The following is a 24651-nucleotide window of genomic DNA, read 5'->3' on the forward strand; positions in this document are numbered from 1 at the left end:
CCTAGCGTTCGGTCAGTTGCATTCTGGCGTTATACCAGTTCATAAACAGCGAGGTTACCAGACTCAGAGTCAGATACAGCGCCATGGTCATCGCAATAACTTCGATCGCCTGACCGGTCTGGTTGAGCGTGGTACCGGCGAATACGTTAACCAGATCAGGATAGCCAATTGCAGTCGCCAGTGATGAGTTCTTAGTCAGATTAAGATACTGGCTGGTCAACGGTGGAATAATGACCCGCATCGCCTGTGGAATAGTGACAAAACGCAGCGTCTTGCCTTTTGACAAACCCAGCGCAGAGGCTGCTTCAGTCTGACCGTGAGATACCGCAAGAATGCCGGCCCGCACTGTTTCAGCAATGAACGAAGCGGTATAGATGGTCAGTGCCAGCCACAAAGCGATAAGCTCCGGAATGATGGTCAGACCACCGCGGAAGTTAAAACCTTTCAGTTCCGGATGATCAAGACTCATCGGCATTCCGGCAAACAGGAACATAAGCAGAGGCAGGCCAACAATCAAGCCCACGCTGGCCCAGAATATAGGGAACTGCTGACCGGTCGAATCCTGTCGTTTATGCGCCCAGCGCGCCAGAAACCAGCTGCCGATACAGGCGACTATAAAGGCTGCAAAGACAATACCGAAGCCATCTTCAGCAACCGGTGAAGGAATTATAAGCCCCCGGTTATTCAGGAAAGAACCTAAAAACTCCATGCTCTGTCGGGGATGAGGTAAAGTCCGCAATACTGCGAAGTACCAGAAGAATATCTGCAGTAACAGTGGAATATTGCGGAAAATTTCAATATACGTTGCCGCTATCTTAGAGATCAGCCAGTTATCCGATAGTCGGGCGACCCCCATGGTAAAGCCCAGGATAGTGGCGGCGATAATACCCATCACGGCAACCAGAACCGTATTCAGCAAGCCTATTACAAAGGTCATGCCATAGGTAGACTCCTCGGTATACTCGATCAGGGTCTGAGATATTCCGAAGCCGGCTTCCTGAAACAGGAAGTCAAAACCGGTGGTAACACCAAGCCGTTCAAGGTTGGTAAGGGTCGTCGTGACTATTGAGTAGAAGAACATGCCCAGGACTGCCAGCAACAGCACCTGAAACAGTAACGATCGCTTTTGGGGATCGTTCCAGAACTTTGGCCGATTCTCAGGTGCCGCTTTTGGCTGCGGAGAACCACCGTCGGGCTTTTGACCCGGATTGGAAATGTTGGAGGACATTACTAACTCCAGTTATCAACATACAGATCATCCCGCTATAAGATAGATTCCTGCAGCAGGAACAAAAACGGCCAGCCCCGGGGCTGACCGTTGATCGAGCTGTATTAACGCATAGGCGGTGCGTATTGCAGGCCACCTTCATTCCACAACGCGTTGATACCACGCTCCAGACCTAATGGCGATCCTTTACCTACGTTACGCTCGTAAGCTTCACCGTAGTTACCCACTTGCTTAACAACCTGGTATGCCCAGTCATCAGCCAGACCAAGGCCTTTACCTTTAGGTCCGTCCAGACCCAGCAGACGCTTCACGTTCGGATCAGCACTTTCAGCTTTCATCTTATCAACGTTAGCCGATGTCAGACCCAGCTCCTCAGCGTTCAGCATCGCATTATGCGTCCACTTCACTATGTTAAACCACTGATCATCATTCTGTCGCACTACCGGGCCCAGAGGCTCCTTAGAGATAACTTGTGGTAACGCAGCGATTGAGGAAGGGTCCTGCATCCGGGTGCGCAAGCCAGCAGCCTGAGACAGGTCAGTGGTAAAGGCATCGCAACGACCAGAATCGAAGCTTTGCGCCGCCTGGTCATTAGTATCAAATACTACCGGCGTGTAGCTAATGCCCTTAGAACGGAAGTAGTCCGCCATATTCAGCTCAGTGGTCGTACCGGACTGTACACAGACCGTCGCACCATCAAGTTCTGAAACACTTTTCAGCCCCAGCTCTTTCTTCACCAGGAAGCCCTGGCCGTCGTAGTAGTTAACACCCGCGAAGTTAATACCCAGCTGAGTATCACGGGTCTGGGTCCAGGTAGTAACCCGGGACAGCATATCGATCTCACCGGAAACCAGCGCAGTAAAACGCTCTTTTGCGGTCAGCGGGATAAATTTAACTTTTGTTTCATCGCCCAACACAGCTGCAGCAACGGCACGACACAGATCGACATCCAGGCCTTTCCAGTTACCTTTATCATCAGGCACTGAGAAACCGGGCACACCACTGGTTACACCACACTGCAGCGAGCCACGCTCCTGAACGGATTCCAGGGTGCCCGCCATCGCGGAGCCGGAAACAGCCATCATCAGAGCGGTAGCAGAGATCAGGGTTTTCTTCATCGGGTAGATCCTCTTTCATGTAAACGCATTGTTTTAAGAAAAAAAGCGGTCCGCATAGAAACGGTTGAATTACATAAGTTGAGGCTCAGCAAAGAGCATTCCACTTTTTATTTTTCTTATTTGGTTTAGTGCTTAATTAGTTTCTCAGTCTAGCAACGTATTGCGTGCTGTACAGAAAACACTAAGCATCTCTTAGACTTGCAGCTTATTATAATGTTGAAAAGCGCTCACAAATGAACTGTCAAAAGCGCTCATAATTACTAACAAAATCAGTCAAAAATGTTTTTTTGACCAAAAAAAACCACCCGGAGGGTGGTTTTCGTATATCGATCAATATTGCAGTTTATTCCGCAGGATTTACTTCCAGAAGTTCAACTTCAAACACCAGCGTTTCATTCGGGCCGATCGCTTCGCCCATACCGCCCGGCCCGTAAGCCAGGTCAGCAGGCAGTACCAAGCGAGCTTTACCACCCGGCTTCATCAACTGCAGACCTTCGGTCCAGCCAGGAATAACACCATTCAAAGGAAAAGATACCGGCTCGCCACGACTGTATGAGCTATCGAAATCGGTGCCGCTAATCAGGCTGCCACGGTAGTGTACTTTAACGGTATCTGTCGCTGCCGGGCTATCGCCATTACCGGCGGTCATCTCTTCGAACTGCAGACCGCTTTCAGTGGTCACAACACCTTCTTTCTTGCCGTTCTCAACCATAAATGCCTGACCCTTAGTCAGGTTGTCTTCGGCCATTTTAGTGAACGTAGCCTGTTGCTCAGCTACCTTCTTCTGCTGGAATGCCATCATGGTGGCTTCAACTTCTTCCGGTGTCAGCAGCGGCTCTTCACCAGCATAGACTGACTCCACAGCACGGCGTAATGCTTCAATGTCCAACTGTTCGACATCAGACTTAAGCCGCTCACCCAGCATCAGGCCCAGGCTATAACCCAGCTTCTGCTCTTCAGTTTCAAGGGTATAAGGTTTCTCTACTTCGGCGACTTTCTGCTCTTTTTCAGAGCCACAACCGACCAGCATCACACTTGCTACAGCTATCGCCACCAGCGTTTTTTTCATCTTCATTCCTTAATATTCGGGTATCTGTAATCAGCAGTTAGTAATCCATTAAACTGAAAAGTTCCGGCAATTACCACCGTATTCGTCAACTGGCGGCAATAGTTAAGGTTTCAGCTTGATTATCAACATCTCTAACAAAGCTTCTAAGCTCGCCGAAGGTTTAATATTACGGTGCTGCAGGCAGGCCCGAAGATTGCTGCGGGCCAGATCAGACAGGTCACGTTCACTCGCGCAACAATCATCGGCCAGTTGATATAACCGATTCAGTTCCACCCGCTCGGCTTCCAGCTCGGCCTGTTTAAATTGCTGATAGCAGTTATTAAAACCCTGTTTATCCAGGCTCTGTTGCTGGCGTTGCTCCCGCACCCGGTAACGCAGCTGACGCAACGGCAGCAACACCGAGTCATGCCATTCAGACAGTTGCCTGTCATCCAGTAACTGCCCGCCCAGCAAGCGTTTTTCCCGAGCCAGCCAGATAGCAAACAGCAGTCGATTTACACTCAGGCCGAAATCATCCTGCAACCGCAGGCAGGTCGCTGCTACTTCAGGATCAGAATATATCTTCAGGGCAAAGTCCCAGAGCCTATTATCGTCTGACATCTGTGTTAAAATCCGCCGCCATGATTCAGTTAAACCAACTTAGCTTACAACGGGGCACCCTGCGCTTACTAGATAAAGCGCAGCTGACCATCCACGCCAATCAGAAAGTCGGCATTATCGGTGCAAACGGCGTCGGCAAATCGTCGCTGTTCAAACTGATTATGGGGCAGTTACAGCCGGACGAAGGCGACCTTCTGCTACCATCGAACCTGACTATATCCCATATGGCGCAGGAAGTAGCCGATAGCGATCGCAAGGCGCTGGACTACATTCTCGATGGTGACCACCGCCTGCGCCGTATTCAGCAGCAGCTTGCCAAAGCCGAGCAGAACGACAACCACCATCTGATCGGCAGCCTGCACGCCGAACTCGATGCAATTGATGGCTATAGCGCCGAATCCCGGGCTCACCTGTTACTCAATGGCCTGGGCTTTGTCACAGGCGATGCCGAGCGACCGGTCAAAACCTTCTCCGGTGGCTGGCGGATCAGGCTGAATCTGGCCCAGGCGCTGATGTGCCATTCCGATATTCTATTATTGGACGAGCCGACCAACCACCTGGACCTGGATGCCACTATCTGGCTGGAACAGTGGTTACGCAGCTATCCTGGCACCCTGCTGCTGATCTCCCACGACCGGGATTTCCTCGATGCGGTAACCAGCCATATCGTACATATGCATCAACAGAAAACCGATCTCTACAAGGGTAGTTACAGCGACTTTGAAAAACGTCGCGCCGAACGCCTGGCGCAGCAACAGTCTATGTTTGAGAAGCAGCAAACCCGGATTGCCGAGATCGAAAGCTTCGTACGCCGCTTCAAGGCCAAAGCGACTAAGGCCAAACAGGCCCAAAGCCGGGTCAAAGAGCTTGAAAGAATGGAGCAGCTATCTCCGGCCCACGTCGATAGCCCTTTCACTTTCAGTTTTCAGGCTTCGGCCAAGATATCCTTCCCCCTGCTCAGCCTGGATAAGGCTGATCTGGGCTATGACCAGACAATCCTTAGCCAGGTAGGGCTAACGCTGTCTCCTGGCGATAGAATCGGCCTGCTAGGTCCTAACGGTGCAGGTAAGTCGACTCTGATCAAAAGCCTTACCGCTGACCTGAACCTGCTCAAAGGTGAGCGTAAGTCCGGCGAGCACCTGAAGATTGGCTATTTTGCCCAGCACCAACTCGAAGCGCTGGACCTGGAGGCATCTCCGACACTGCACATCAAGCGTATGTCACCGAAAGCAACGGATCAGGAGATTCGAAACTACCTGGGTAGTTTCGATTTTAACGGCGACCGTGCACTGGAGCCGGTAAAACTGTTCTCCGGCGGCGAAAAGGCCCGGGTTGCATTAGCTCTGATCGCCTGGCAGAAACCCAACCTGCTGCTGATGGATGAGCCGACCAACCACCTGGATCTTGAGGTTCGTCACGCCCTGACCCTGGCTCTGCAATCATTTGAAGGCGCACTGATACTGGTATCCCACGACCGTCACCTGCTGCGTAATACCGTGGATCAGTTTCTGCTGGTTGCCAACGGCAAGGCCGAGCTGTTCAAAGGCGACATGGATGATTACCAACAGTGGCTCTCCAGCCAACGAAGAGAACAGAATCAGCCGCAACAGATTGAGCGAGAGAATCGTTCACTCAGTGCCGCTGATAAGAAAGAACAGAAACGCCTGGAAGCAGAGCGCAGAGCGCAGCTGCGACCGCTAAAAAAAGCGATTGAAAAGCTCGAAACTGCACAGGAAAAGCTGACCCAACAGCAGCAACAGATCGAAACCCTGTTGAGTGATAACAGCATTTACGGTGAGGCCAACAAAGAACAGTTGAAACAACTGCTACAACAGCAGGCAGAAACGCAGCAACAGGCTGAAGAAGTGGAAATGGACTGGCTCGATAAGATGGAACAGCTGGAAGAGTTAGAAGCGCAGATTTAAACTGCGCTTCTGGCCCATTCACATAGCCTTAGCATGCGCAATAGTGTGCACCAGCGAGTCCAGTTCACCACGACACTCGACGACTTTATTGACCACCTCATCAAGCGTTTCCCGGCTAATCCTCAATTCATCGAAGAGTTGCTCAGGAATTTCCTCGATCGGCCCGTCTGCCAGCCCCTCGCTACGCAGAGCCCTATTCGAAATAAATAGTAACAGCGCCTCATGACGGGCAACGCCATCATATTCCAGATCATTATGGTGACGAATTGACTCGCTCACGACAGTCGGCAATGACCAGTTATCTAACAACCAGCAACCGACCTGTTCACGGGTCACGTTCAACACCTGCATCTCCACATACTCCAGCGGCATATGCGGGTTGGCCTCGACATAGCGGGATAGCAATGAGAAATGCGGCGGGAAAAGATGCGCCAGAATCAGATAACCAAAATTCTGTAACAAACCTGACAGATACACCATTCCCGGTTTAGGGCGGATTTCTGATGGCATTTTTTTGCATAACAGCTCTGCCGTTGCCGCCGCATAGACCGACTGTTGCCAGTACGGCACACTATCGCGCGGCACATCATCCGGCACGTTCAGCATCTTACCCATAGCAACACCCAGTGCCAGGTTTACTACCAGATCAAAACCCAACACCCGGATTACCGCATCTTCTACTGAATGAATATCACCGGGGGCAGCGTAATAAGGCGATGCTGCCCAGCTCAGGACCTGCGCAGCCAGACTGGGATCGGTACGTACTACAGGTACCAGATCATCGATACCCGCGACCGGATCGGAACGTATCTCAACCAACTTCTGCATTGAAGCAGGCAGGGAGGGAAGTCCCAGGGTATCTTCCAGTCGCTGTTTAATGCGTAGCGTAGTAAAACGCTCTACCGCCCGGGTAATCACATGAACATCATCACCTTTAGGCTGGTTTTGCTGAATTGAACTGGTACAAAGACCCAGTGAACAGAGCGCGACATGATCCTGAAACCACTCCCGGCTCGCGCTGAACTGCAGTTCAGTGAACGGCTCGACAATGGTAAAATTATCCTGCGCCGCGATCGATTCATCGACGAATACCGGCAAAGAAAACAATTTCTTTTGCCCTTCACCGCCCTGTAACGCCGACTGACTAAAAAACTTAACCGCATCACTGCCGCGAATCGGTTGCAGATGACGTCCTGAATGCTTCCAGATACTGACCAGATTAAGCAACATATTTGCCGGAATCAGGACCAGCGCTTTACCTTCGCGGTCATTCAACAGCAATATTCTGACCAGAGGGGCTTCACCGGTGACACTTTTTTGTGAGCTAACTGCTAAAGACAAGATTCTTCTCCAAAACAGAACAAGATGCTAGACAGAGTCGGCATCCAGCCACCACTCTTTAATGATTTACTCCATTATAAAGTGCTGTCGCAAATAACACACAGAGTCTCTACCCATCTTGTGGTTCCTGTCTTTGCGGATGTTTGCTATCTCATCACGAGACACCAGTGCGCACGTTCTGGCACAAACAAAAACCAGCTTTTCACAGAAAACCAACCTTAAACTATTGAAAGAAAGAGTATTTATTTACTGAAAAACTTTACCCTCTGATTTCCCCAGCTTCAGATATACTTATCCAAGTCCCCCTTCAAGCCTTTCATGTTCTGCAGGAGCCTGTATATGATGATTTTCCGCGCTGTCATTTTGGGTACAATAATTCTCTTTTCCGGCGCTGCTATAGCAGTCAATGAAGATCTGGCACCAGAATCGGCAACCGGAATCCAGCCGGGCCAGCAACTTCAGGCCCAGCAGCAACTGGTCGTCAGCGCGCATCCCCTGGCCACCGCTGCAGGTTATGAGGTTCTGCAGCAGGGCGGCAGCGCAGCCGATGCTGCCGTCGCCATACAAGCGATGTTAACACTGGTAGAGCCGCAGTCCTCAGGTATCGGCGGTGGTGCCTTTATGCTCTATTGGGATAACAGCAAGCAGCAACTCAAGGCCTATGATGGCAGAGAAACCGCACCAGCCAGTGCTGATGAAAACCTGTTTATGCAGCAAGATGGCAAACCGATGAGTTGGTGGGATGCTATGGTTGGCGGCCGCTCAGTCGGCACTCCCGGCGTATTAGCCCTACTCGAACTGAGCCAGCAACAGCACGGCAAACTGGCCTGGAGCACTCTGTTTAATAGCACAATAGAACAAGCGACCCAGGGTTTTAGCGTATCCCCCCGACTACACCAGCTGATCAGCTCTAAGTTAAACCCGGGGTTAGGCCGTTACCCCAGCGCCCGGAATTATTTCTTCACGCCCTCAGGCCATGCAATTCCCGTCGGCCATCTACTGAAAAATCAACAGCTGGCAAACTCCATGAAACTGATTGCCAACAATGGCAGCGAAGCCTTCTATCGCGGCCCTCTGGCACAGCAGATAATTGCAGCAGTGGCGGCAGCAAAAGACAATCCTGGTAAGTTAGCACTAACAGATCTTGCAAATTATAAGGCGATTGAACGGCAGGCTATCTGCCAGCCATTCCGCGAATACAGGGTCTGCGGCTTCCCCCCACCAACCTCCGGTGGTGTTACGACACTGCAGATCATTAAGCTGCTGGAGCGTTTTCAGCTGGAACAGTTGGCACCTGAATCGGTCGAACTCAATCACCTGTTTACTCAGGCCGCCCGCCTGGCCTATGCCGACCGGGCCCGCTATCTGGCCGACAGCGACTTTGTCGACGTACCGGTTCAGGCTCTGCTGCAACAGAATTACATCAAGCAGCGCAGCCAACTTATCGATCCGGCAAAAGATATGGCTAAAGCAATACCTGGCGAAGTTTCACCGCTGCTTAGCCGAGCCGATGATCGCTCACCGGAGCTCCCCTCAACCAGCCATTTCGTGGTGGTCGACCAGTGGGGCGATGCGGTTTCGATAACCAGCAGTATTGAAATGGCGTTCGGTTCCACCCTGATGGCTGGTGGCTTCCTGCTCAATAACCAGCTCACAGACTTCTCCTTCATCGCCGAGCAGGATGGCAAACCCATCGCTAACCGGGTTCAGCCTGGCAAGCGACCACGTAGCTCCATGTCACCATTTATGATCTTTGATCAACAGGACAAACTGGTTGCAGCAATGGGCTCACCGGGCGGCAGCCGGATTATCAACTACGTCGCAAAAAGCCTGTTGCTGAGTATGACTTCAGACCTGTCACTGCAACAGATCTTCGCCCTGCCCCACATAGTTAACCGTAACGGTACCACCGAGCTGGAACAAGGAACTAAAGCAGAAGAACTGAGCCCCGCATTGCAAGCGATAGGCCACGAGATCAAAGTCCGCGACCTCAACAGCGGGCTGCACGGGTTTGAAAAGGTTGAAGGAGCCTGGCACAGCGCGGTTGATCCCCGCAGGGAAGGCGCGGCTATGGGGGATTAACAGCAGACCGCGGCTGCGCCGCTAGCTAGAACGGAAGGTAAACCTTCCTGCTAGTGGCTAGAAAAAACGCTCTCCCTGACTGACTACATAATTAATTCTCCACAATATGTATTGTGAAGATTACATATGTGGACTTTAAATATCAGAATATTTTAGAGGGCTTGGAACCGTGATGGGCGACTGAAGTCGCTGAATGGAACGTGACTAGAAAAAACGCGTTTCCTGACTACACTTCTAATTTTCACAAAATGGATTTTGAGGATTAGAGATATGGACATTAAAGATCTGGATATTTTAGAGGCTCTTGCAAACGGGACTAATCCTGTTTCCGGAGAGCAGTTACCACCCCACTCTCCCTACAACTCACCTGAAGTTATCCGGGCACTATTCAGTTGCATCAACCATATAAGACACCCACCCAAAAAAGAGAAGATGACGCCGGAGCAGCGTCAGGCAGAGAATTTAGCTAACGGTCATCCCAGAAATGCAGGACTGCCCTGGAATGATGAAACAAGAACAGCATTAGCAAACAAATTTAGTCAGAGCACGAATGTACAAACCCTCACTGAGCAGTTTGAAAGAACCCGAGGATCGATTATCTCCGAGCTCCGACGCCAGGGCCTGATCACAGAGGAGGATAGCCGAAAACTCTGAGATCTATTTACTAATAATATAATTAGCGTAGCTGGCTATCTTTGCTGCCGCGGCGATTGATAGTGTTCTGAGCTGTCTGCTGTGCTTCGAGTTTTGACTGACAGCTGACACATAAATGAATACCTGGAATCGCCTTACGCCGCGCTTCCGGGATGGGGCTGTCGCACTCCTCACAGTGGCTTAAGCTTTCACCGCTGGCCAAACGGCTTCTGGCCAGCGCTACCGCATCTTCCACACTGGCATCTATCTGATCCTGCACCGCCCCGTCATGGGCCCAACCACCCGCCATAACATACTCCGTTTTACCTGCCTTCTTCTAATATTCAATTATAGCCCTGCCAAAACCCCGCACTTGATGCAGAGCGACATTCACTGCCCACATATAAGACCAACGATTAGCAGATACAAAAAAACCGCCAACGGCGGTTTTTTCGGAAAGGTTTTTCTAGCCACTAGCAGGAGCATTTGCGCTCCGTTCTAGCGAGCGGTGAAGCCGCGTTCTAGCAACTGATTTTCATACCCGGGAGAGCTTATGCACGGCCTTAAGCGATTTCAGCTTACGCATGATCTTCGCCAGGTGAATCCGGTCGGTCACTGTAATGTCCATATGCACGGTATTGAGCTGCCCTTCGGTTTCAGTAATATCCACTTTAAGGACATTAGAACCAGCACCGGCAGCAGTCGTCGCAAGCGTTGCGATCAGGCCACGGCTGGATTCAATCTTAAGGTCGAGGTTAACCACAAACTCTTCATCGATAGCCGCCGACCATTCCAGATAAATACACTTCTCGGCATCGTCTTTCATAAAGGCGATATTGCGACAATCGGTACGATGTATCACCAGACCACGCCCGGAACTGATATGACCGGTAATAGAATCCCCCGGAATCGGTCCGCAACAGCGGGCATAGTGCAGCACCATACCTTCTGCACCTTCAATCGCCAGTGGTACTGCGCCGGAACTGGAGCTTCCGGTATCGGCTTCAACCTCTGCTCCATTATCCACCGGACGCAGACGACGGGCGACCACGTAGGCCATCCGGTTCCCCATACCGATATCTTCCAGTAACTCATCCAGGCTACCGAACTGGGCTTCATCCAGCAGAGAATTCAGTACAACCGGATCGATATCATCCAGAGTAGTGCCGTAATTCGACAGAAACTGGGTTAACAGGCGACGACCCAGCTCAACCGACTCACCTCGCTGCTGCACTTTAAGGAAGTGGCGAATAGCCGAACGCGCTTTGCCGGTCACGACAAAGTTCAGCCAGGCCATATTCGGCTGTGCACTTGGCGTTGTTATTATCTCGACCGTCTGGCCACTCTGTAGTGGCTGTGACAGCGGTGACAAGTGGCGGTTGATCCGACAGGAGACACAAGAGTTACCGACATCGGTATGCACCGCATAAGCAAAATCAACCGGGGTTGCGCCATGAGGCAGCTCGTAGATCCGGCCTTTCGGGGAGAATACGTAAACTTCGTCCGGGAACAGATCCGTCTTAACCGTCTCGATAAACTCCATCGAGTTACCGGCACGCTTCTGCATTTCCAGCAGACCTTGTACCCACTTCCGGGCCCGGTTATAGCCGTCGATAGCTGAGCTGGAATCACCATAAATCTTATAGTGGCTGTGCTCGGCAATACCCTGGCTGGCAACCGCATCCATCTCTTTGGTGCGGATCTGCACTTCGATAGTAATATCCCGTGCACCAAACAGATCAGTATGCAGGGACTGGTAACCATTGGCTTTGGGGATCGCAATATAATCTTTGAAACGGCCCGGCACCGGCTTATACAGATTATGTACAACGCCCAGCGCCCGATAACAATCGTCGACCGACTCAGTCACCACCCGGAACGCAAATACGTCCATGATTTCGGCAAAAGATATGCCTTTAGATTTCATCTTGCTATAGATACTGTACAGATGTTTTTCGCGGCCACTGACGCTACCACCCATCCCTTCCTGCTTAAGCCGGGTACGCAGTGATTCTTCTATCGTGGCGATCACATCTTTACGCTGCCCCCGGGCCTGAACCACAGCCCGGCGAATATATTTGGAGCGCATCGGGTGATACGACTGAAATGCCAGGTCTTCCAGCTCCAGCTGCAAGTCCCGCATGCCAAGTCGCGCGGCAACCGGGGCATATATATCCAGGGTTTCGCGGGCGATCCGGCGCTGCTTCTCTGGCGGCATCGCCCCCAGAGTGCGCATGTTATGCAGGCGGTCAGCCAGTTTTACCAGGATTACCCGGATATCCACCGCCATCGCCAGCACCATCTTCTGGAAGTTTTCCGCCTGGGCTTCGGCCCGGGTTTCAAATTCCAGGTGGGTCAGCTTACTGACACCATCAACGATATCGGTAACCGTCTGGCCAAACTGACCTTCCAGGCCGTCCCGGGAGACCTCGGTATCTTCGATAACATCGTGCAGCATGGCCGCCATCAGACTCTGATGGTCCATATGCATTCCGGCAAGGATTGAAGCGACTGCAAGGGGGTGGGTTACGTAGGGCTCACCGCTTTTACGGCGCTGGCCATCGTGCGCTTGTTCAGCGTAATAATAGGCACGCCTGACCGCCTTGATCTGTTGCAGGTCAAGGTATTCGGTCAGGCGGTCAGAAAGCGCATCAACTGTGGGCATCAATTACTCCTATGCCTCTAGTAACGTAGTCGACTCAGAACGACTACTAAAACAATAGAAACTATAGTGATGATGCCTTATTCGGGCGGTTTGAAAAAGCGTTATTCTTCTTCGTACTCATCAAGAATGGAAACGTCTACCAATTGTTCAGCGATTTCACGCAAAGCAACAACAGTCGCCTTGTCATTTTCCCAGTCAACTTTAGGATCTTTACCACCAGTAGCGATCTGACGCGCACGTTTAGATGCGATCATTACCAGTTCAAAACGGTTGTCTACATTTTCCAGACAATCTTCAACAGTTACGCGAGCCATCGGCGGCGACCTCAGTATAAATAGTGCGAAAGCAAAAATTTCGGGCATTTAGCCCTACTATAAAATAGCCGGCCAGTGTACCTAAGCCTGATCAGGCTGACAAGAGCCCTTCCAGCAATGCTGTCTGTTTTATCTGCTGCCGGGACAGTTCCAGTCGCCGTGCGCTGAATACAGCCTGCAGATCCTGTAGTGCCAGCTCAAACTGGTCATTAATGATCAGGAAGTCATATTCGTTATAATGACTCATCTCACTAAGGGCTTCAGACATGCGGTGGTTAATCACCTCTTCACCATCCTGGCCACGGCCGGTCAGCCGCTCACGCAACGCGGCAGTCGATGGCGGCAGGATAAATACCGAAACACAGTCAGGCATCAGGCGACGTACCTGCTGAGCCCCCTGCCAATCGATCTCCAGAATGACATCCATACCTTGTTGCAGCTGTTGCTCAACCCAGATCTGCGAGGTGCCGTACTTATTGGTAAAGACTTCAGCAAACTCGAGGAACTGACCCTTTTCAATCATGCCGTTGAACTGGTCCATGGCAACGTAGTTGTAATCCTTGCCATCCACTTCGCCAGGGCGCATATCCCGGGTAGTATGGGAGACAGAGACGCAAACCTGTCTGTCCTGTTCCAGCAGAGCCTTAACCAGGCTGGTTTTCCCGGCACCGGACGGCGCTGAGATTACATATAAAGTACCTAACTGATTCATTGTCGGTCTCTGATAGTAAATGTTCTGAATCTGCAAAGGCGAGAATATACCTTATTCGGGTAACGGTAGCGAACACCGAACCCTGAAAGCTGTTTAACGTTAAGCAAAGAAAGAGAGGGATATCAGACAGAATTCATCCTGAAACGATAACCTTTATAAATCAGAATAACGCCGCTACGGGTGATCTCATCCAGCCGGACCTGTGGGCTGATCTGATCCCCCTCACGCAGCATCCGGCCATTTACTTTGACCATTCTGGACGCTGGCTGGCGGGCATAGATGTGCACTGAGAACGATAACTGCGGTAGCTCTCTCTGAACCCCTGCCGGTAACTGACGCCAGTAAATAACCTCTTCTTCTGCCGCTGGCTGAATTTTCTCGGGCGCTGTTACAGGCTTAGCCATTGCCACTATTTCAGTAGTCGCTTCGGTTGCAGGTACCTTAGTCACAGTTGCCGGCTCTGCTGCTGTAAGGTCAATCGATGCTTCAACCTTTCTGACAGGCAACGGTGCCTTTTGCCGAGCCGTTTGCGCCGCTACAGATTCCGGCTCAGCCACCTTGATACTGACACCGTACAGCGCCTGCTTATCCACTGCATCGGGCGCGGACGGCAAACCGACATCTTCGACGATAATTGCAGGGGGCAGCACGCTGGTACCTAAAGCCGCCACCGACGACTGAAATGAATTATAAATACCACCAGCAATCAGCAACAGAACCAACACCCCAGCGGCGAGCCAATAGCGTTTTCGTTCAGGCAGAACCTCATCTGTCGCAGCCATCGACGGCACTACAGAATCAAGCTCAGAACTCATTTGGCGTTGTTTATCTGATTGTTTCAGGGCATCCAGAATATATGACATACCGGCTACCTCGTTCAGGGCACGAGCAACAGAGGCACAGATTGCCCGGTTGCCGTGTTCAGATGTATCGAAGTTTTCGGCCCGACAATACCATCTGCCGTCAGCCCCTTACTCTGCTGAAATTGTTTAACCTGCTTTACCAGAGCCCAGTCATAAACAGAACTATCTCTGCGCCCCGCCCTGCGCCCCTGAATAAGCGCCAGCTGTTTATCAAGCCACAGGGTATTCCTGCTTTCATTGCCGGGCTGAATCACGCCATCATAACCGGGAGGCATTTGCCAGAAAACAGTATATACATTGCGCCACCAGCGTTTTAACTCGGCGAGCGAGACCTCTAATTTACGACCATCAATTCTGATATCAGCCCGCTCCCCATCTATCGCAACTAGCGTGGCAAAGAAGTCCTCCCCCTTTTGATTCACCAGTTTAAGAACCGCCGGCCGGTTAAGACCGATCAGGGATTCCAGTTCACCGCTGCCAAACAGACAGGCGTAGCCCTGGCTTCGGGCAAATTTACAGACAATTGGATTCCGCTTCGGACGATACTCGACACCCCAGACATCAAATAGCGACTGGTAGGCAAAAATCTGGTTCAGCTGATACTCCTGTTTATCAGGCCAGGACCACAAGCCAAGGCTGGATGGTACAGAACCTCCGCTGGCCAGATCTGCATCAGCAGATAACACACGCTCCTGCGCCAATAACGAATTATCGAACAGACTATCACCCCACTGCCGGGTCTGATCTTTAACGCCGGGTACAAATAACCATGTCAGCAATAGCAGTACTGCAACGGCCAGCCCGGTAAATTGCCAGCGTCCTGCCATCCAACCGGTCATCCAGCCAGCCACACTGGATGAGTCCCCGCCAAGCACTTCAGAGGCGGCCCGCTTTAGGACATTCACCTCGACACGGCTTTGTCGTTCAACAAAAGCCCCTAATAAAGCCCTGTCACAGAGGATATTGATCAACCGTGGCACCCCCCGGGTCATCCGGTATAGTCGATTCAGGGTTGCGGCGGGAAACAGACGCCCCTGCACCCCGGCCACGGCAAGACGATGGCTGATATAGGCTTCCAACTCACTGCGGTTCAGTGCGCCAAGATGAAAGCGCGCTGTAATGCGCTGGGATAGCTGACGCAGTTCTGGGCGCAACAATTGCTCCAGCAATTCGGGTTGCCCGACTAATACAATCTGCAGTAATTTATGGCAATCGGTTTCCAGATTGGTCAACAGCCGGATCTGCTCTAATACATCGACCCCCAAATTCTGCGCCTCATCCAGAATCAGCACCGTATGCCGGCCCTCGGCATGAGATTGCAGCAGATGTTTAGTCAAAGCATCAATATAGTGCTTAATCCGGGTTTCATGTTGCGGATAAGTGATTCCCAGCTCGTCACATATCGATGCCAGTAACTCTTGTGAACTGTATTTAGGGTTCAGGATCAAAGCGACATCGGTAGCTTCGGGCAGTTGATCAAGTAGCGCACGGCATACAGTGGTCTTGCCGGTGCCGACCTCCCCGGTCAGCAAGACAAAGCCACCGTCATTGCCTATACCATAGAGGAGATGCGCCAGAGCCTCCCGGTGCTGCTTGCTCAGATAAAGGTATCGGGGGTTTGGCGCAATCGAGAATGGAGGTTCCTCCAAACCAAAATAGTTGCTGTACATAACAGATACCGTTGCTTTGAATATTTTTCACTATAGATCCAATATCCCGGCTTTACCTGCGGGCAGGTCAGGTGAAAATCGTTCGGTAGCAGTTGAAAAGACAATGGAAAATTGTAGCAATTTAGCCAGAGCCCAGTGTAAATCACACTTAACGGTGAAAGCACTGCGGCAGTCGGAGCCGGGAAATATGAAAATAAGCCACATAAATCATGTGCAACATGAAAAGATATCTACCGTCTGAGCAGGGCTGTCAACTAAACTTAGCAACACAACCACTAACAGACTAGTAATCCTCATGGCTAATATATCCAGGGGGGGGCTTACCAGTTCAGATTGGCATATAGATCCATCGCGTAAGGCGATCTACCTCGATGTCAATCCATCCAATCCAGTTGCATTGCCAGCGCATCTCCTTGAGCAATGGCATATTGATCGGCTATCCGATCCGAACCACGCCCGAACCCATCTGGAGTCAAACCACTACCCGGTCGGGATGGCCCGACTGGACAATTTGTCATCGATACAACTCAGCCAGATCCAGGAGCTGGTAAATGATACCACCCACACCAACTGGATCGCCCTGCTGCATAAACCCTCATTAGACCATCCGGTTGTGCGGCAACTGATCCACGACTACTTTTATGATTTCCATACTTTGCCACTCCCCCCCCAGGAAAACGTTTCCAGACTGCAGTCAACTCTGGGCCACGCCTACGGTATTGAGCTACTCGACACACCCCAGACCAGAGAGCCGCACACTGAAACAGAGTGCCAGATGATTGGTGCCAGCGAAGAGATCCTGCAGATATTTAAGCTGATACGTAAAATTGCCCATACCGATGCGCCGGTACTGATCAGCGGCGAAAGCGGTACCGGCAAAGAGCTGATTGCCCAGGCCCTGCATCAACGGTCTGACCGTGCCGAAGGACCTTTTATCCCGGTCAACTGCGGCGCCCTGCCCGATACACTGATCCACTCGGAGCTGTTCGGCCATGAGAAGGGCGCTTATACCGGAGCCCACAGGCAAAATATCGGCCGTCTTGAGGCCGCCAACGACGGCACTATATTCCTGGATGAGATCGGCGACCTGCCGATTGAACTGCAAACCTATCTACTACGGTTTCTGCAGGAAAAAACTATTGAACGACTTGGCAGTACCAAGACCCAAGTGGTTAATGCCCGGGTAATCGCTGCGACCCATGTCAATCTGCAAGAACTGGTCAGCCAGGGCAAATTCCGAGAAGATCTGTTCTTTCGGCTTAATGTACTGAATGTCAAAGTACCACCCCTGAGGGAACGCAATGAGGATATTATCCTGCTGGCGCAATATTTCTTTCAACAGCTGAAACAGGAAAGCAACAGCAGCGCCAAAGGCTATGCTAAAAGCGCCCTGACCAGCATGACCCATTACCTCTGGCCGGGAAATGTACGGGAACTGATCAACCGCGTACGCCGCGCACTGGTGATGAGCGAGCACAAGCTCATCACTGCCGATGACCTGGGTCTGGAAGAAATAGCCCCCTCCTCTCTGATTACAACATTGGAAGATGCACGTAATCTCGCCGAAAAAGAGATGCTAAAAAAAGGTCTGATGGCATCAGATAACAACATATCCAAGGCCGCCCGCAGCCTTGGCGTCTCCCGTGTCACCTTGTACCATCTGCTTGATAAACACCATATGCGTTGAAAGCGTAGTGTCTATTGCTCTGTACAACTGCCCTGAAGGGGGTGTTAGGAAAACTTAGCACTCCCCCCCCTACCTCAAATCAACAAAGCAACAAAATCATTAAATTTCAAACGGTTAGATATTTGGCCCTAAGCTTGCTTCTTACTTATGTAGAGCCTGGAGCCGTACTATGAAAAAGAAACAGAGGCCGGACGAGAAACCTGCCTACCCCTCCAAAGGCACTACTGACAGAACCGCAACAAATTCACACCGACTAATCCGATCAGTGTACGAAGATAGAGATCTACAGGAAACCGACGAAGACACTGATATGTATTTTTTACGCACTCTGTTATACAGTGCCACCCACAAGAGATACCGGCATATCAGCCTGTGGGATGAGTGCGAGCCTGCCCCTGAAAAATATCACTGACCAGGCCTGCTTACGACTATCCTAGTCACAAAAAATACTCCTTTCCCCCAATACCGCACCTGCGAAACAGCAACGTTCGCCATCTGCGACAGGCAGCATCGTTTACTTTTCATACAGTTAACTGACCCGGCAAAAACCTAGTCTGCATTGAGAGACAGTTTGAGCGTAAAGCTTGCGTTACAATTTTAACAATACAGCACCCGATCAATGCCCCTTTAACTGCCCGCAACCATTGGGCTGAATGGTATATCCGTCAATCCCCACGCCTGTAGCCAACAGCTCTGAACCAGAAAAGCAGGAACAACTGGTCGCACGGCCAACGGTTAGCACGACACTTCTCTTTCAATTTCCTATCTATAGCCGTTTCTCTTACCCCTTATCAGGTTTGCTTACCGGCCTATCTCATTGATTAAAAAATAAACAGTCTTTTTTGGCATAACTCATGCTTATAGGACCGGCACTATGGAAATCCTGACCCCGGTCAGGACTGGCCAAATCAGAATCCAGACGATTCTGACTGCCAGAGTGCGGGAAAAGACCTCCCGCAGACAGTACTAACACTATCGATTAGATCCTCTCACGAAAAGGCCATGCCTGAGTGTTCGGGCAACGCAAAGTCACGGACTCCCTCTTTTAAAGACTTTCTCTTTAAAGAGCAGGAGCAGCCGGGCTGCCGAATGAGAGATATGCCACCTCGGGCTTGCCTGATGAGGATCTTCGACCTGATAAAACCTTTAACCGGGTAAAAAAGGAGAGATCTTTACATGAGTCAGCGCTCTATCGGCCAAAACAGGCCCCGTTTCGCATCAACATTAGCTACCCTCAGCCTGAGTGCTGCCGTAGCTTTAGCAAGCGCCAATGCTGTCGCACAGCAACCTGAGCAAGCTCATTCAGCAGATCATTCAGCAGATCATTCAGCTGGGCACGGCCAGCAGGTAGCCGCAACCAAGTCTGCTGCTCAGCGTAAAGCCGCTATCGATTCTACCGAAGCATTGATCAACTCGCACAAGCAGTGGGCACAGGCCCGTGGCGCATCCAACAAGGCAACTGCTCTTGAAAGCCTGATCGCAAAAACTGAAGCCCGCCGAGAACTGATGGCTGACCTGATCAGAACCAGCCCGTCCGAAGCCCTGCGCATTGCAATTCCGGAAGAAAAGCAATCAGAGATGCCTGCCGCAGTGCAGGCGATGCTGGAACAATCTATCGACGTTGAAGGCGAACTGGAAGTAGTAATCGCAGATTATGAAGATGGCAGTCATACACAACGTCAGACACTGAAAACCCCGCAGGGTGATCGCTTTGAACTACATATCAGCGGCGGTCACTCAAAGGCCCTGCAAAGTGGCAAAAAAGTGCGCCTTAACGGTATCTTACTGACCGACAAAGACCTGAACAGCGACGGGGATATTGCGCTGGCTGCAGATGACCTTTTAACTCTGGCTGCCGATGGCGGTGCAGATGGTGGCAGCAACGGAGGCGCTGCCGGCCCTCTGCCCAACACCACAGGTGAAAGAAAAGTCGCAGTAATCATGGTGAATTTCCAGGATCAGCCAAATGATAAACCATGGACAGCCAGTCAGGCGCAGAGCCTGATATTCGATCAGGTAAACAGTTTCTATCAGGAAAACTCCTACAATCAGACCTGGCTCACCGGCGATGTACTGGGCTGGTACACAGTTCCCTTAAACGGTGCAGCCTCCTGCCCAGGTGATTACGATACCGCTGCAGACGCAGCTGCGGCAGCGTCTGGTGTAAACCTTTCTAACTACGATCATATAATCTACATGCTTCCACCTGCGAGTGCCTGTAGTGGTAACTTCGGTACAGTAGGCGGTAGCCCATCCAGAGCATGGATCAATGCCGGACTGGATTTTCAGATCCTTACCCATGAACTGGGCCATAATTTTGGCCTGCGTCACGCGCACGGACTTGACTGCTCAGGCGGGGTTCTTCAGTCCGCCTGCGTTCAATCCGAGTATGGAGACATACTCGATATCATGGGTGTTGAACAGGGTCACCTGAATGCATTTCACAAAGAACGCCTGGGTTGGTTAGGCTACAACCAGTCACCACCGATTACCGAAATCGTGACCAGTGGTACCTATACCATCACCCCGACAGAAACTAACGATAACAATCCGAAAGGGTTAAAAATTCTGCGCGGAACCGATCCATCAACAGGTCAGAACAGCTGGTACTACCTGGAGTATCGACAGCCTATAGGCTTTGATTCACCGCTGTTCCAAACCGGCAGCTATAAGTACCCGGAAAACCTCAGAAACGGAGTAGTGATCCATAAGATCATCGAAGGCGACGGAAACAGCAGCAACCTGCTGGATATGAACCCTGACAGCATTTCACGTGCTGGTCTGGATCTTAGAGATCCAGCGCTGGAAGTTGGCCAAAGCTACACGGATTCGGAAGCCGGTATCACTATTACGCCTATTTCAAACAGTACCAGCGGCATTACTGTCGATATTAGCTTCGAAGGTGGCAATGGCGGTGGTTCAACTAACAATCCTCCAGTTGCGGCCAATGACAGCACCAGCACCGAACACAACACTGCGGTAAGCGTTCCGGTTCTGAGCAACGACTCTGATCCGGATGGCGACGCCCTGATCATAAGCAACACCAGCGGCGTTAATGGCAGCGCCCAGATCAGTGGCGATAACATTATCTTTACCCCTAATACTGGCTATAGCGGTACTGAAACATTCAGTTACAGCATCTCTGATGGCAAAGGCGGGAGTGATACTGCGTCCGTCAGCATCACTGTTGCGGCGGCCAGCAATACCAACCAACTGCCTGTAGCGGCTAATGATAGTGTAAGTACTGCACACAACACTTCTGTCACTATTGCAGTACTCGGTAACGATTACGACCCTGACGGCGATACATTGTCTATTAACGGTACCAGCGGTGTTAACGGCAACGCTCAGGTCAGTGGTGGCAATATCATCTTTACCCCGAGCACAGGCTTCAGTGGCACTGAAACCTTCAGCTACACCGTCTCTGATGGCCGTGGCGGGAGCGACAGCGCGACGGTTTATGTCAATGTTGCAGCAGCACCAACGACTAACCAGGCACCGGTAGCGGTCAATGACAACGCGACTATGACTAGCGTTACAGCGGTAACCATTGCGGTGCTTAATAACGACTACGATCCGGATGGCGATGCTATCAGCGTTGTTACAACCTCCGGCGGCAATAAAGGTACGCTAATCGTTAATTCTGACGGCACGCTGACCTATACTCCGGGCAGACGTTTTAAGAATGGCGACAGCTTCAGCTATACCATCAGCGATGGAGAAAAAAGTGCCAGTGCTACGGTGAACGTCCAGCTGCAACAGAGCGGCGACTCAGGTGGTTCCGGTGGTTCCGGTGGAAAGGGTAAGGGCAACGGCAAGAAGTCCTGAATACAACATTATTCCACCTTCCAAAAATAGAAAAGGGCGCTGATAATCAGCGCCCTTTTTATTTTCTGTACTCAGCTAATCAAACGATCAATCAAGCAAATACGGTACATTGCTTGGATGCGGACAAGCAGAAGGCAAGCCCGGGTTAGTCTGATCTGAATAACAGATTGAGCAATGGGCACTATCTGAAACAGGGCCCAGTGTGGTACTGGTTACAGGCGCAAATGCAAAGGCAGAAGCTTCATTTGAGAACAGAGCTTCTTCCCAAAGATCCCCGCCTGACAACAAGGTGAATATAGAGTAAGTGGTTTCACCATTTATCTCTTCAAGCACATTGCCTGTAGGCATATCAGGCAGATAACAGTGGGTCTCTGTCACTTGCTGATTAGGTATTAAAGTACCATTACCAAACTGCACTGCAACACCGCTACCGAAGACTTCAGCATCCTCAATTTCAACGTTGGTTAACAGCTGGTCAGACAGGTTGCTCACTGTGATATCGACACAAGCCTGAACGGCAAGGATGTCGGCACCTGAAGCATCAGTAGTTGCCAGCAGCCTGATCATTGGTTCCCCACACGCTTTCTCAATACCGAGTTGTGGCGGTGCTGGTTGCGGACAATTATCCGATGCATCATCGAAAACATCTGCTGTTCCAGCATCGACAGTACTGGCCCGTGTATGAATGGTGTTACTGCCAACTGGAGAAGCGCTTTCACAAGTGACTTCTAATGTCACTGTCTGATCCCAGGCTAATGAGCCAATAACGTTACCCCAGGTTCCGGCAGGGTGCAGATTAACTGCTGCGCCACCACCATTTACCTTAGTGATACTGCAATTATTCATAGACTCCTTAATCTGAACATCATACAGAGTCGAACCATCGGTGCTGGTGTTCTTGATTGTATGGCTCATGGTATAGATGAGGCCATCACCGGCACTGTTGAACACTGGTTGAGGACAAGATTTCTCAGTCGTGAGTTCAGGCGCACCCGGAACATAACAGAACGAGATATGGCTCAGTCCATAAAAACGACCATTTTTCTGATTTACAGGTGAATGTAGCAAAGTATCAGTATTGGTATCTACAACAACATGATCATCATAATCAAACAAATTACCGTTTGGTCCACCTTTAACGAAGATACCCTCCATGCTGCCGCCTGAGCTGGTCCAGGTAAACGTATTCCCTCCGGTAATGACAATATCAACCGTCAGGTCGCCATCTGAGAATTGCCCGGTGAAAGGATCATTGACCTTAAACTCAACCATATCCTGTATGTCTCTTATACCATCCAGTTGAGAACAGGTTGGGTTTCCTTCTTCAAACCTTGGATAAATACCCAAACCAGAGGCAGCACCTGCTGCAGGATCGAATACATGGTTTGCCTGTGCCTGTGGCACTCCCATCAGCATAAACGCTATAAAAAATGAGAAGCATACCGTGAGGGCAGTACTTAATATTCCCCTCGTCCGGCCTGCTTCGGGTCTACAGTCATTTGAACTATCCATGACTATATCCTCCGTATTAATTAAATAATATTACAGGCCCTTTCTGAGTCTGCATCCCGATAACCCCCCCTCTCCATAAGAGATCAGTCACCGCATGTCTGGGGCATATTCCGTATAGCTCTTTATAACTAGCTTCAGGTACAACATAAGCTGCACACCAGACGAGAAAATAATTGAAGTTAAAATATATGCCCGGGCTCTTTTTTTTTCAGAGAAGACAATGTGGCTATGCAAATATGCGCTACCGAATTGGTATTGCTAAACATTCTACAGGCCGCTGCTTTCCCCAGATGTCCCCGGAATACAACCTTCTCACAGAGCAGCTGCAAACCTTATGCCAGACAAGCAACCCACTGATACAAAAGAAGTTTTAGTAAATTTCTTAGCTATAAACTATGCAAAATATGTAATGCAGGCTTAACAGTTTTAAAGGAATGCTTTTAACTGGATGAAAACTAAGAGGAAGTAATACAAACAACTGTTAAAGAGGCTTAACAACAAATTATAAGCGCTCGGTTGCAGTGTAAACTTTATATAACGATTGTCTGAACTGATCGGAATATGAAGAGAGAACCACAGAGAGAAAAGACAACGGCATCTGGATATTTTTTTCCTGCACAGCTATACAGTGCCGCACGCTAAGGCCCTGAAATAGTAAGCCCGCAGGATAAATCCAGCTACCGCTTATCGAACCTGTCGCTTCACTGATGAGCTGACAACAGGGTCAGCTTTCGCGACAAGAACCCTGCTAAAGGCCAACGTTTCACATCCGCGACAGGCACAACTGGTTAGTTTTCATACAGTTAAATCAGGTACTGAAAGGCCCGTCTGCATTGTGAGACAGTTTTTGCGTAAAGCTGCCGTTACAATTCTACCGGCCTATGCCCGATACCGCTCCCTTTTAATAGCCCTGAACCGCAGGTCTGAAGGTACCTGCAGCGATTTATAGCTATCCATCTATCGACCCTGAACCAGCAAAAAAACGCAGCCTGGAATACCGCTATACCGTTCATCAAGGCTTACAGCGACACTTTACTATCAACTTCCTGTCTTTTATCCCTTATAAATCCCTTTTGCATAAGCGCTTGCCCTCCTATCTCATTGATTAAAAAATAAACAATTCTTTTTGGCACGGCACATGCTTATAGGTCCGGAACTATGGAAATCCTGGCTCCGGTCAGGACTGGACAGATCAGAAACCTAAGGAATCTGAATGCCAGAGTGCGGGAAAAGAACTTCCGCAGACAGTACTAACACTATCGAAAAGATCCTCTCACGAAAAGGCCATGCCTGAGTGTTCGGGCAACGCAAAGTCACAGGGTTTCTTCTCTTAAAGACATTCTCTTTAAAGAACTGAAACAGCCGGACTGCCGAATGAGAGATACGCCACCTCGGGCCTGCCTG

General features: G+C 50.6%; 17 protein-coding genes and 2 riboswitches. Of the genes, 5 read left to right on the forward strand and 12 right to left on the reverse strand.

Features of this window, described 5'->3' with window-relative positions:
• Window position 1: 1 nt before the first annotated feature.
• The 4 genes from ACQUQM_RS18190 to ACQUQM_RS18205 all read right to left on the reverse strand — a co-directional run bounded on the left by ACQUQM_RS18190 (window position 2) and on the right by ACQUQM_RS18205 (window position 4015).
• The gene (locus ACQUQM_RS18190) at window positions 2–1228 is read right to left on the reverse strand and encodes an amino acid ABC transporter permease (RefSeq protein ID WP_432471281.1); all 1227 of its coding nucleotides are present in this window, start codon (window positions 1226–1228) and stop codon (window positions 2–4) included.
• A 104-nt stretch (window positions 1229–1332) separates the two neighbouring features.
• Window positions 1333–2346 carry an amino acid ABC transporter substrate-binding protein gene (locus tag ACQUQM_RS18195; protein ID WP_432471282.1) on the reverse strand — a complete coding sequence of 338 codons (1014 nt, stop codon included), beginning with the start codon at window positions 2344–2346 and terminating at the stop codon, window positions 1333–1335.
• Window positions 2347–2689: 343 nt separating this feature from the next.
• The gene (locus ACQUQM_RS18200) at window positions 2690–3415 is read right to left on the reverse strand and encodes an FKBP-type peptidyl-prolyl cis-trans isomerase (protein ID WP_432471283.1); all 726 of its coding nucleotides are present in this window, start codon (window positions 3413–3415) and stop codon (window positions 2690–2692) included.
• 102 nt (window positions 3416–3517) lie between these two features.
• Window positions 3518–4015, reverse strand: coding sequence for a TIGR02444 family protein (locus ACQUQM_RS18205; RefSeq protein ID WP_432471284.1), 498 nt, complete (start codon window positions 4013–4015; stop codon window positions 3518–3520).
• A 20-nt stretch (window positions 4016–4035) separates the two neighbouring features.
• Here ACQUQM_RS18205 and ACQUQM_RS18210 point away from each other — a divergent pair, with 20 nt between their 5' ends.
• Window positions 4036–5940 carry an ATP-binding cassette domain-containing protein gene (locus tag ACQUQM_RS18210; RefSeq protein ID WP_432471285.1) on the forward strand — a complete coding sequence of 635 codons (1905 nt, stop codon included), beginning with the start codon at window positions 4036–4038 and terminating at the stop codon, window positions 5938–5940.
• An 18-nt stretch (window positions 5941–5958) separates the two neighbouring features.
• Here ACQUQM_RS18210 and ACQUQM_RS18215 read toward each other — a convergent pair whose 3' ends face one another.
• On the reverse strand, window positions 5959–7281 hold the full coding sequence (locus ACQUQM_RS18215) for an HDOD domain-containing protein (RefSeq protein WP_432471286.1): 1323 nt from the start codon (window positions 7279–7281) through the stop codon (window positions 5959–5961).
• A 339-nt stretch (window positions 7282–7620) separates the two neighbouring features.
• Between ACQUQM_RS18215 and ggt the strand changes: the two genes are divergently transcribed.
• Both ggt and ACQUQM_RS18225 read left to right on the forward strand, forming a co-directional pair.
• Entirely contained in the window at window positions 7621–9363 is a 1743-nt protein-coding gene (gene ggt / locus ACQUQM_RS18220; RefSeq protein WP_432471287.1) for a gamma-glutamyltransferase, read from the forward strand.
• A 270-nt stretch (window positions 9364–9633) separates the two neighbouring features.
• Window positions 9634–10017 carry a hypothetical protein gene (locus ACQUQM_RS18225; protein WP_432471288.1) on the forward strand — a complete coding sequence of 128 codons (384 nt, stop codon included), beginning with the start codon at window positions 9634–9636 and terminating at the stop codon, window positions 10015–10017.
• Window positions 10018–10039: 22 nt separating this feature from the next.
• Here ACQUQM_RS18225 and ACQUQM_RS18230 read toward each other — a convergent pair whose 3' ends face one another.
• The 6 genes from ACQUQM_RS18230 to ACQUQM_RS18255 form a co-directional block, all read right to left on the reverse strand.
• Window positions 10040–10306, reverse strand: coding sequence for a DksA/TraR family C4-type zinc finger protein (locus ACQUQM_RS18230; protein WP_432471289.1), 267 nt, complete (start codon window positions 10304–10306; stop codon window positions 10040–10042).
• A 225-nt stretch (window positions 10307–10531) separates the two neighbouring features.
• Window positions 10532–12661, reverse strand: coding sequence for a RelA/SpoT family protein (locus tag ACQUQM_RS18235; RefSeq protein WP_432471290.1), 2130 nt, complete (start codon window positions 12659–12661; stop codon window positions 10532–10534).
• A gap of 101 nt (window positions 12662–12762) precedes the next feature.
• Entirely contained in the window at window positions 12763–12975 is a 213-nt protein-coding gene (gene rpoZ / locus ACQUQM_RS18240; RefSeq protein WP_432471291.1) for a DNA-directed RNA polymerase subunit omega, read from the reverse strand.
• A 91-nt stretch (window positions 12976–13066) separates the two neighbouring features.
• On the reverse strand, window positions 13067–13687 hold the full coding sequence (gmk, locus tag ACQUQM_RS18245; RefSeq protein WP_432471292.1) for a guanylate kinase: 621 nt from the start codon (window positions 13685–13687) through the stop codon (window positions 13067–13069).
• Window positions 13688–13809: 122 nt separating this feature from the next.
• Window positions 13810–14550, reverse strand: a complete 741-nt coding sequence (locus tag ACQUQM_RS18250) for a general secretion pathway protein GspB (protein WP_432471293.1) — start codon at window positions 14548–14550, stop codon at window positions 13810–13812.
• Between the two features lie 14 nt (window positions 14551–14564).
• Entirely contained in the window at window positions 14565–16220 is a 1656-nt protein-coding gene (locus tag ACQUQM_RS18255) for an AAA family ATPase (protein ID WP_432471294.1), read from the reverse strand.
• A gap of 295 nt (window positions 16221–16515) precedes the next feature.
• Here ACQUQM_RS18255 and ACQUQM_RS18260 point away from each other — a divergent pair, with 295 nt between their 5' ends.
• Window positions 16516–17907 (forward strand): sigma 54-interacting transcriptional regulator, encoded by a 1392-nt coding sequence (locus ACQUQM_RS18260; RefSeq protein WP_432471295.1) that lies wholly within the window; start codon window positions 16516–16518, stop codon window positions 17905–17907.
• A 988-nt stretch (window positions 17908–18895) separates the two neighbouring features.
• A riboswitch (cyclic di-GMP riboswitch) is annotated at window positions 18896–18997 on the forward strand.
• A gap of 86 nt (window positions 18998–19083) precedes the next feature.
• Window positions 19084–21735: an Ig-like domain-containing protein gene (locus tag ACQUQM_RS18265; RefSeq protein ID WP_432471296.1), complete on the forward strand. Its 2652-nt coding sequence runs from the start codon at window positions 19084–19086 to the stop codon at window positions 21733–21735.
• Window positions 21736–21822: 87 nt separating this feature from the next.
• Here the strand turns inward: ACQUQM_RS18265 and ACQUQM_RS18270 are convergent, their stop codons facing one another.
• Entirely contained in the window at window positions 21823–23247 is a 1425-nt protein-coding gene (locus tag ACQUQM_RS18270; RefSeq protein WP_432471297.1) for a hypothetical protein, read from the reverse strand.
• Window positions 23248–24519: 1272 nt separating this feature from the next.
• A riboswitch (cyclic di-GMP riboswitch) is annotated at window positions 24520–24622 on the forward strand.
• The last annotated feature ends 29 nt before the right edge of the window (window positions 24623–24651 follow it).

This window comes from Amphritea sp. HPY, assembly GCF_050870985.1.
Lineage (GTDB): Bacteria > Pseudomonadota > Gammaproteobacteria > Pseudomonadales > Balneatricaceae > Amphritea.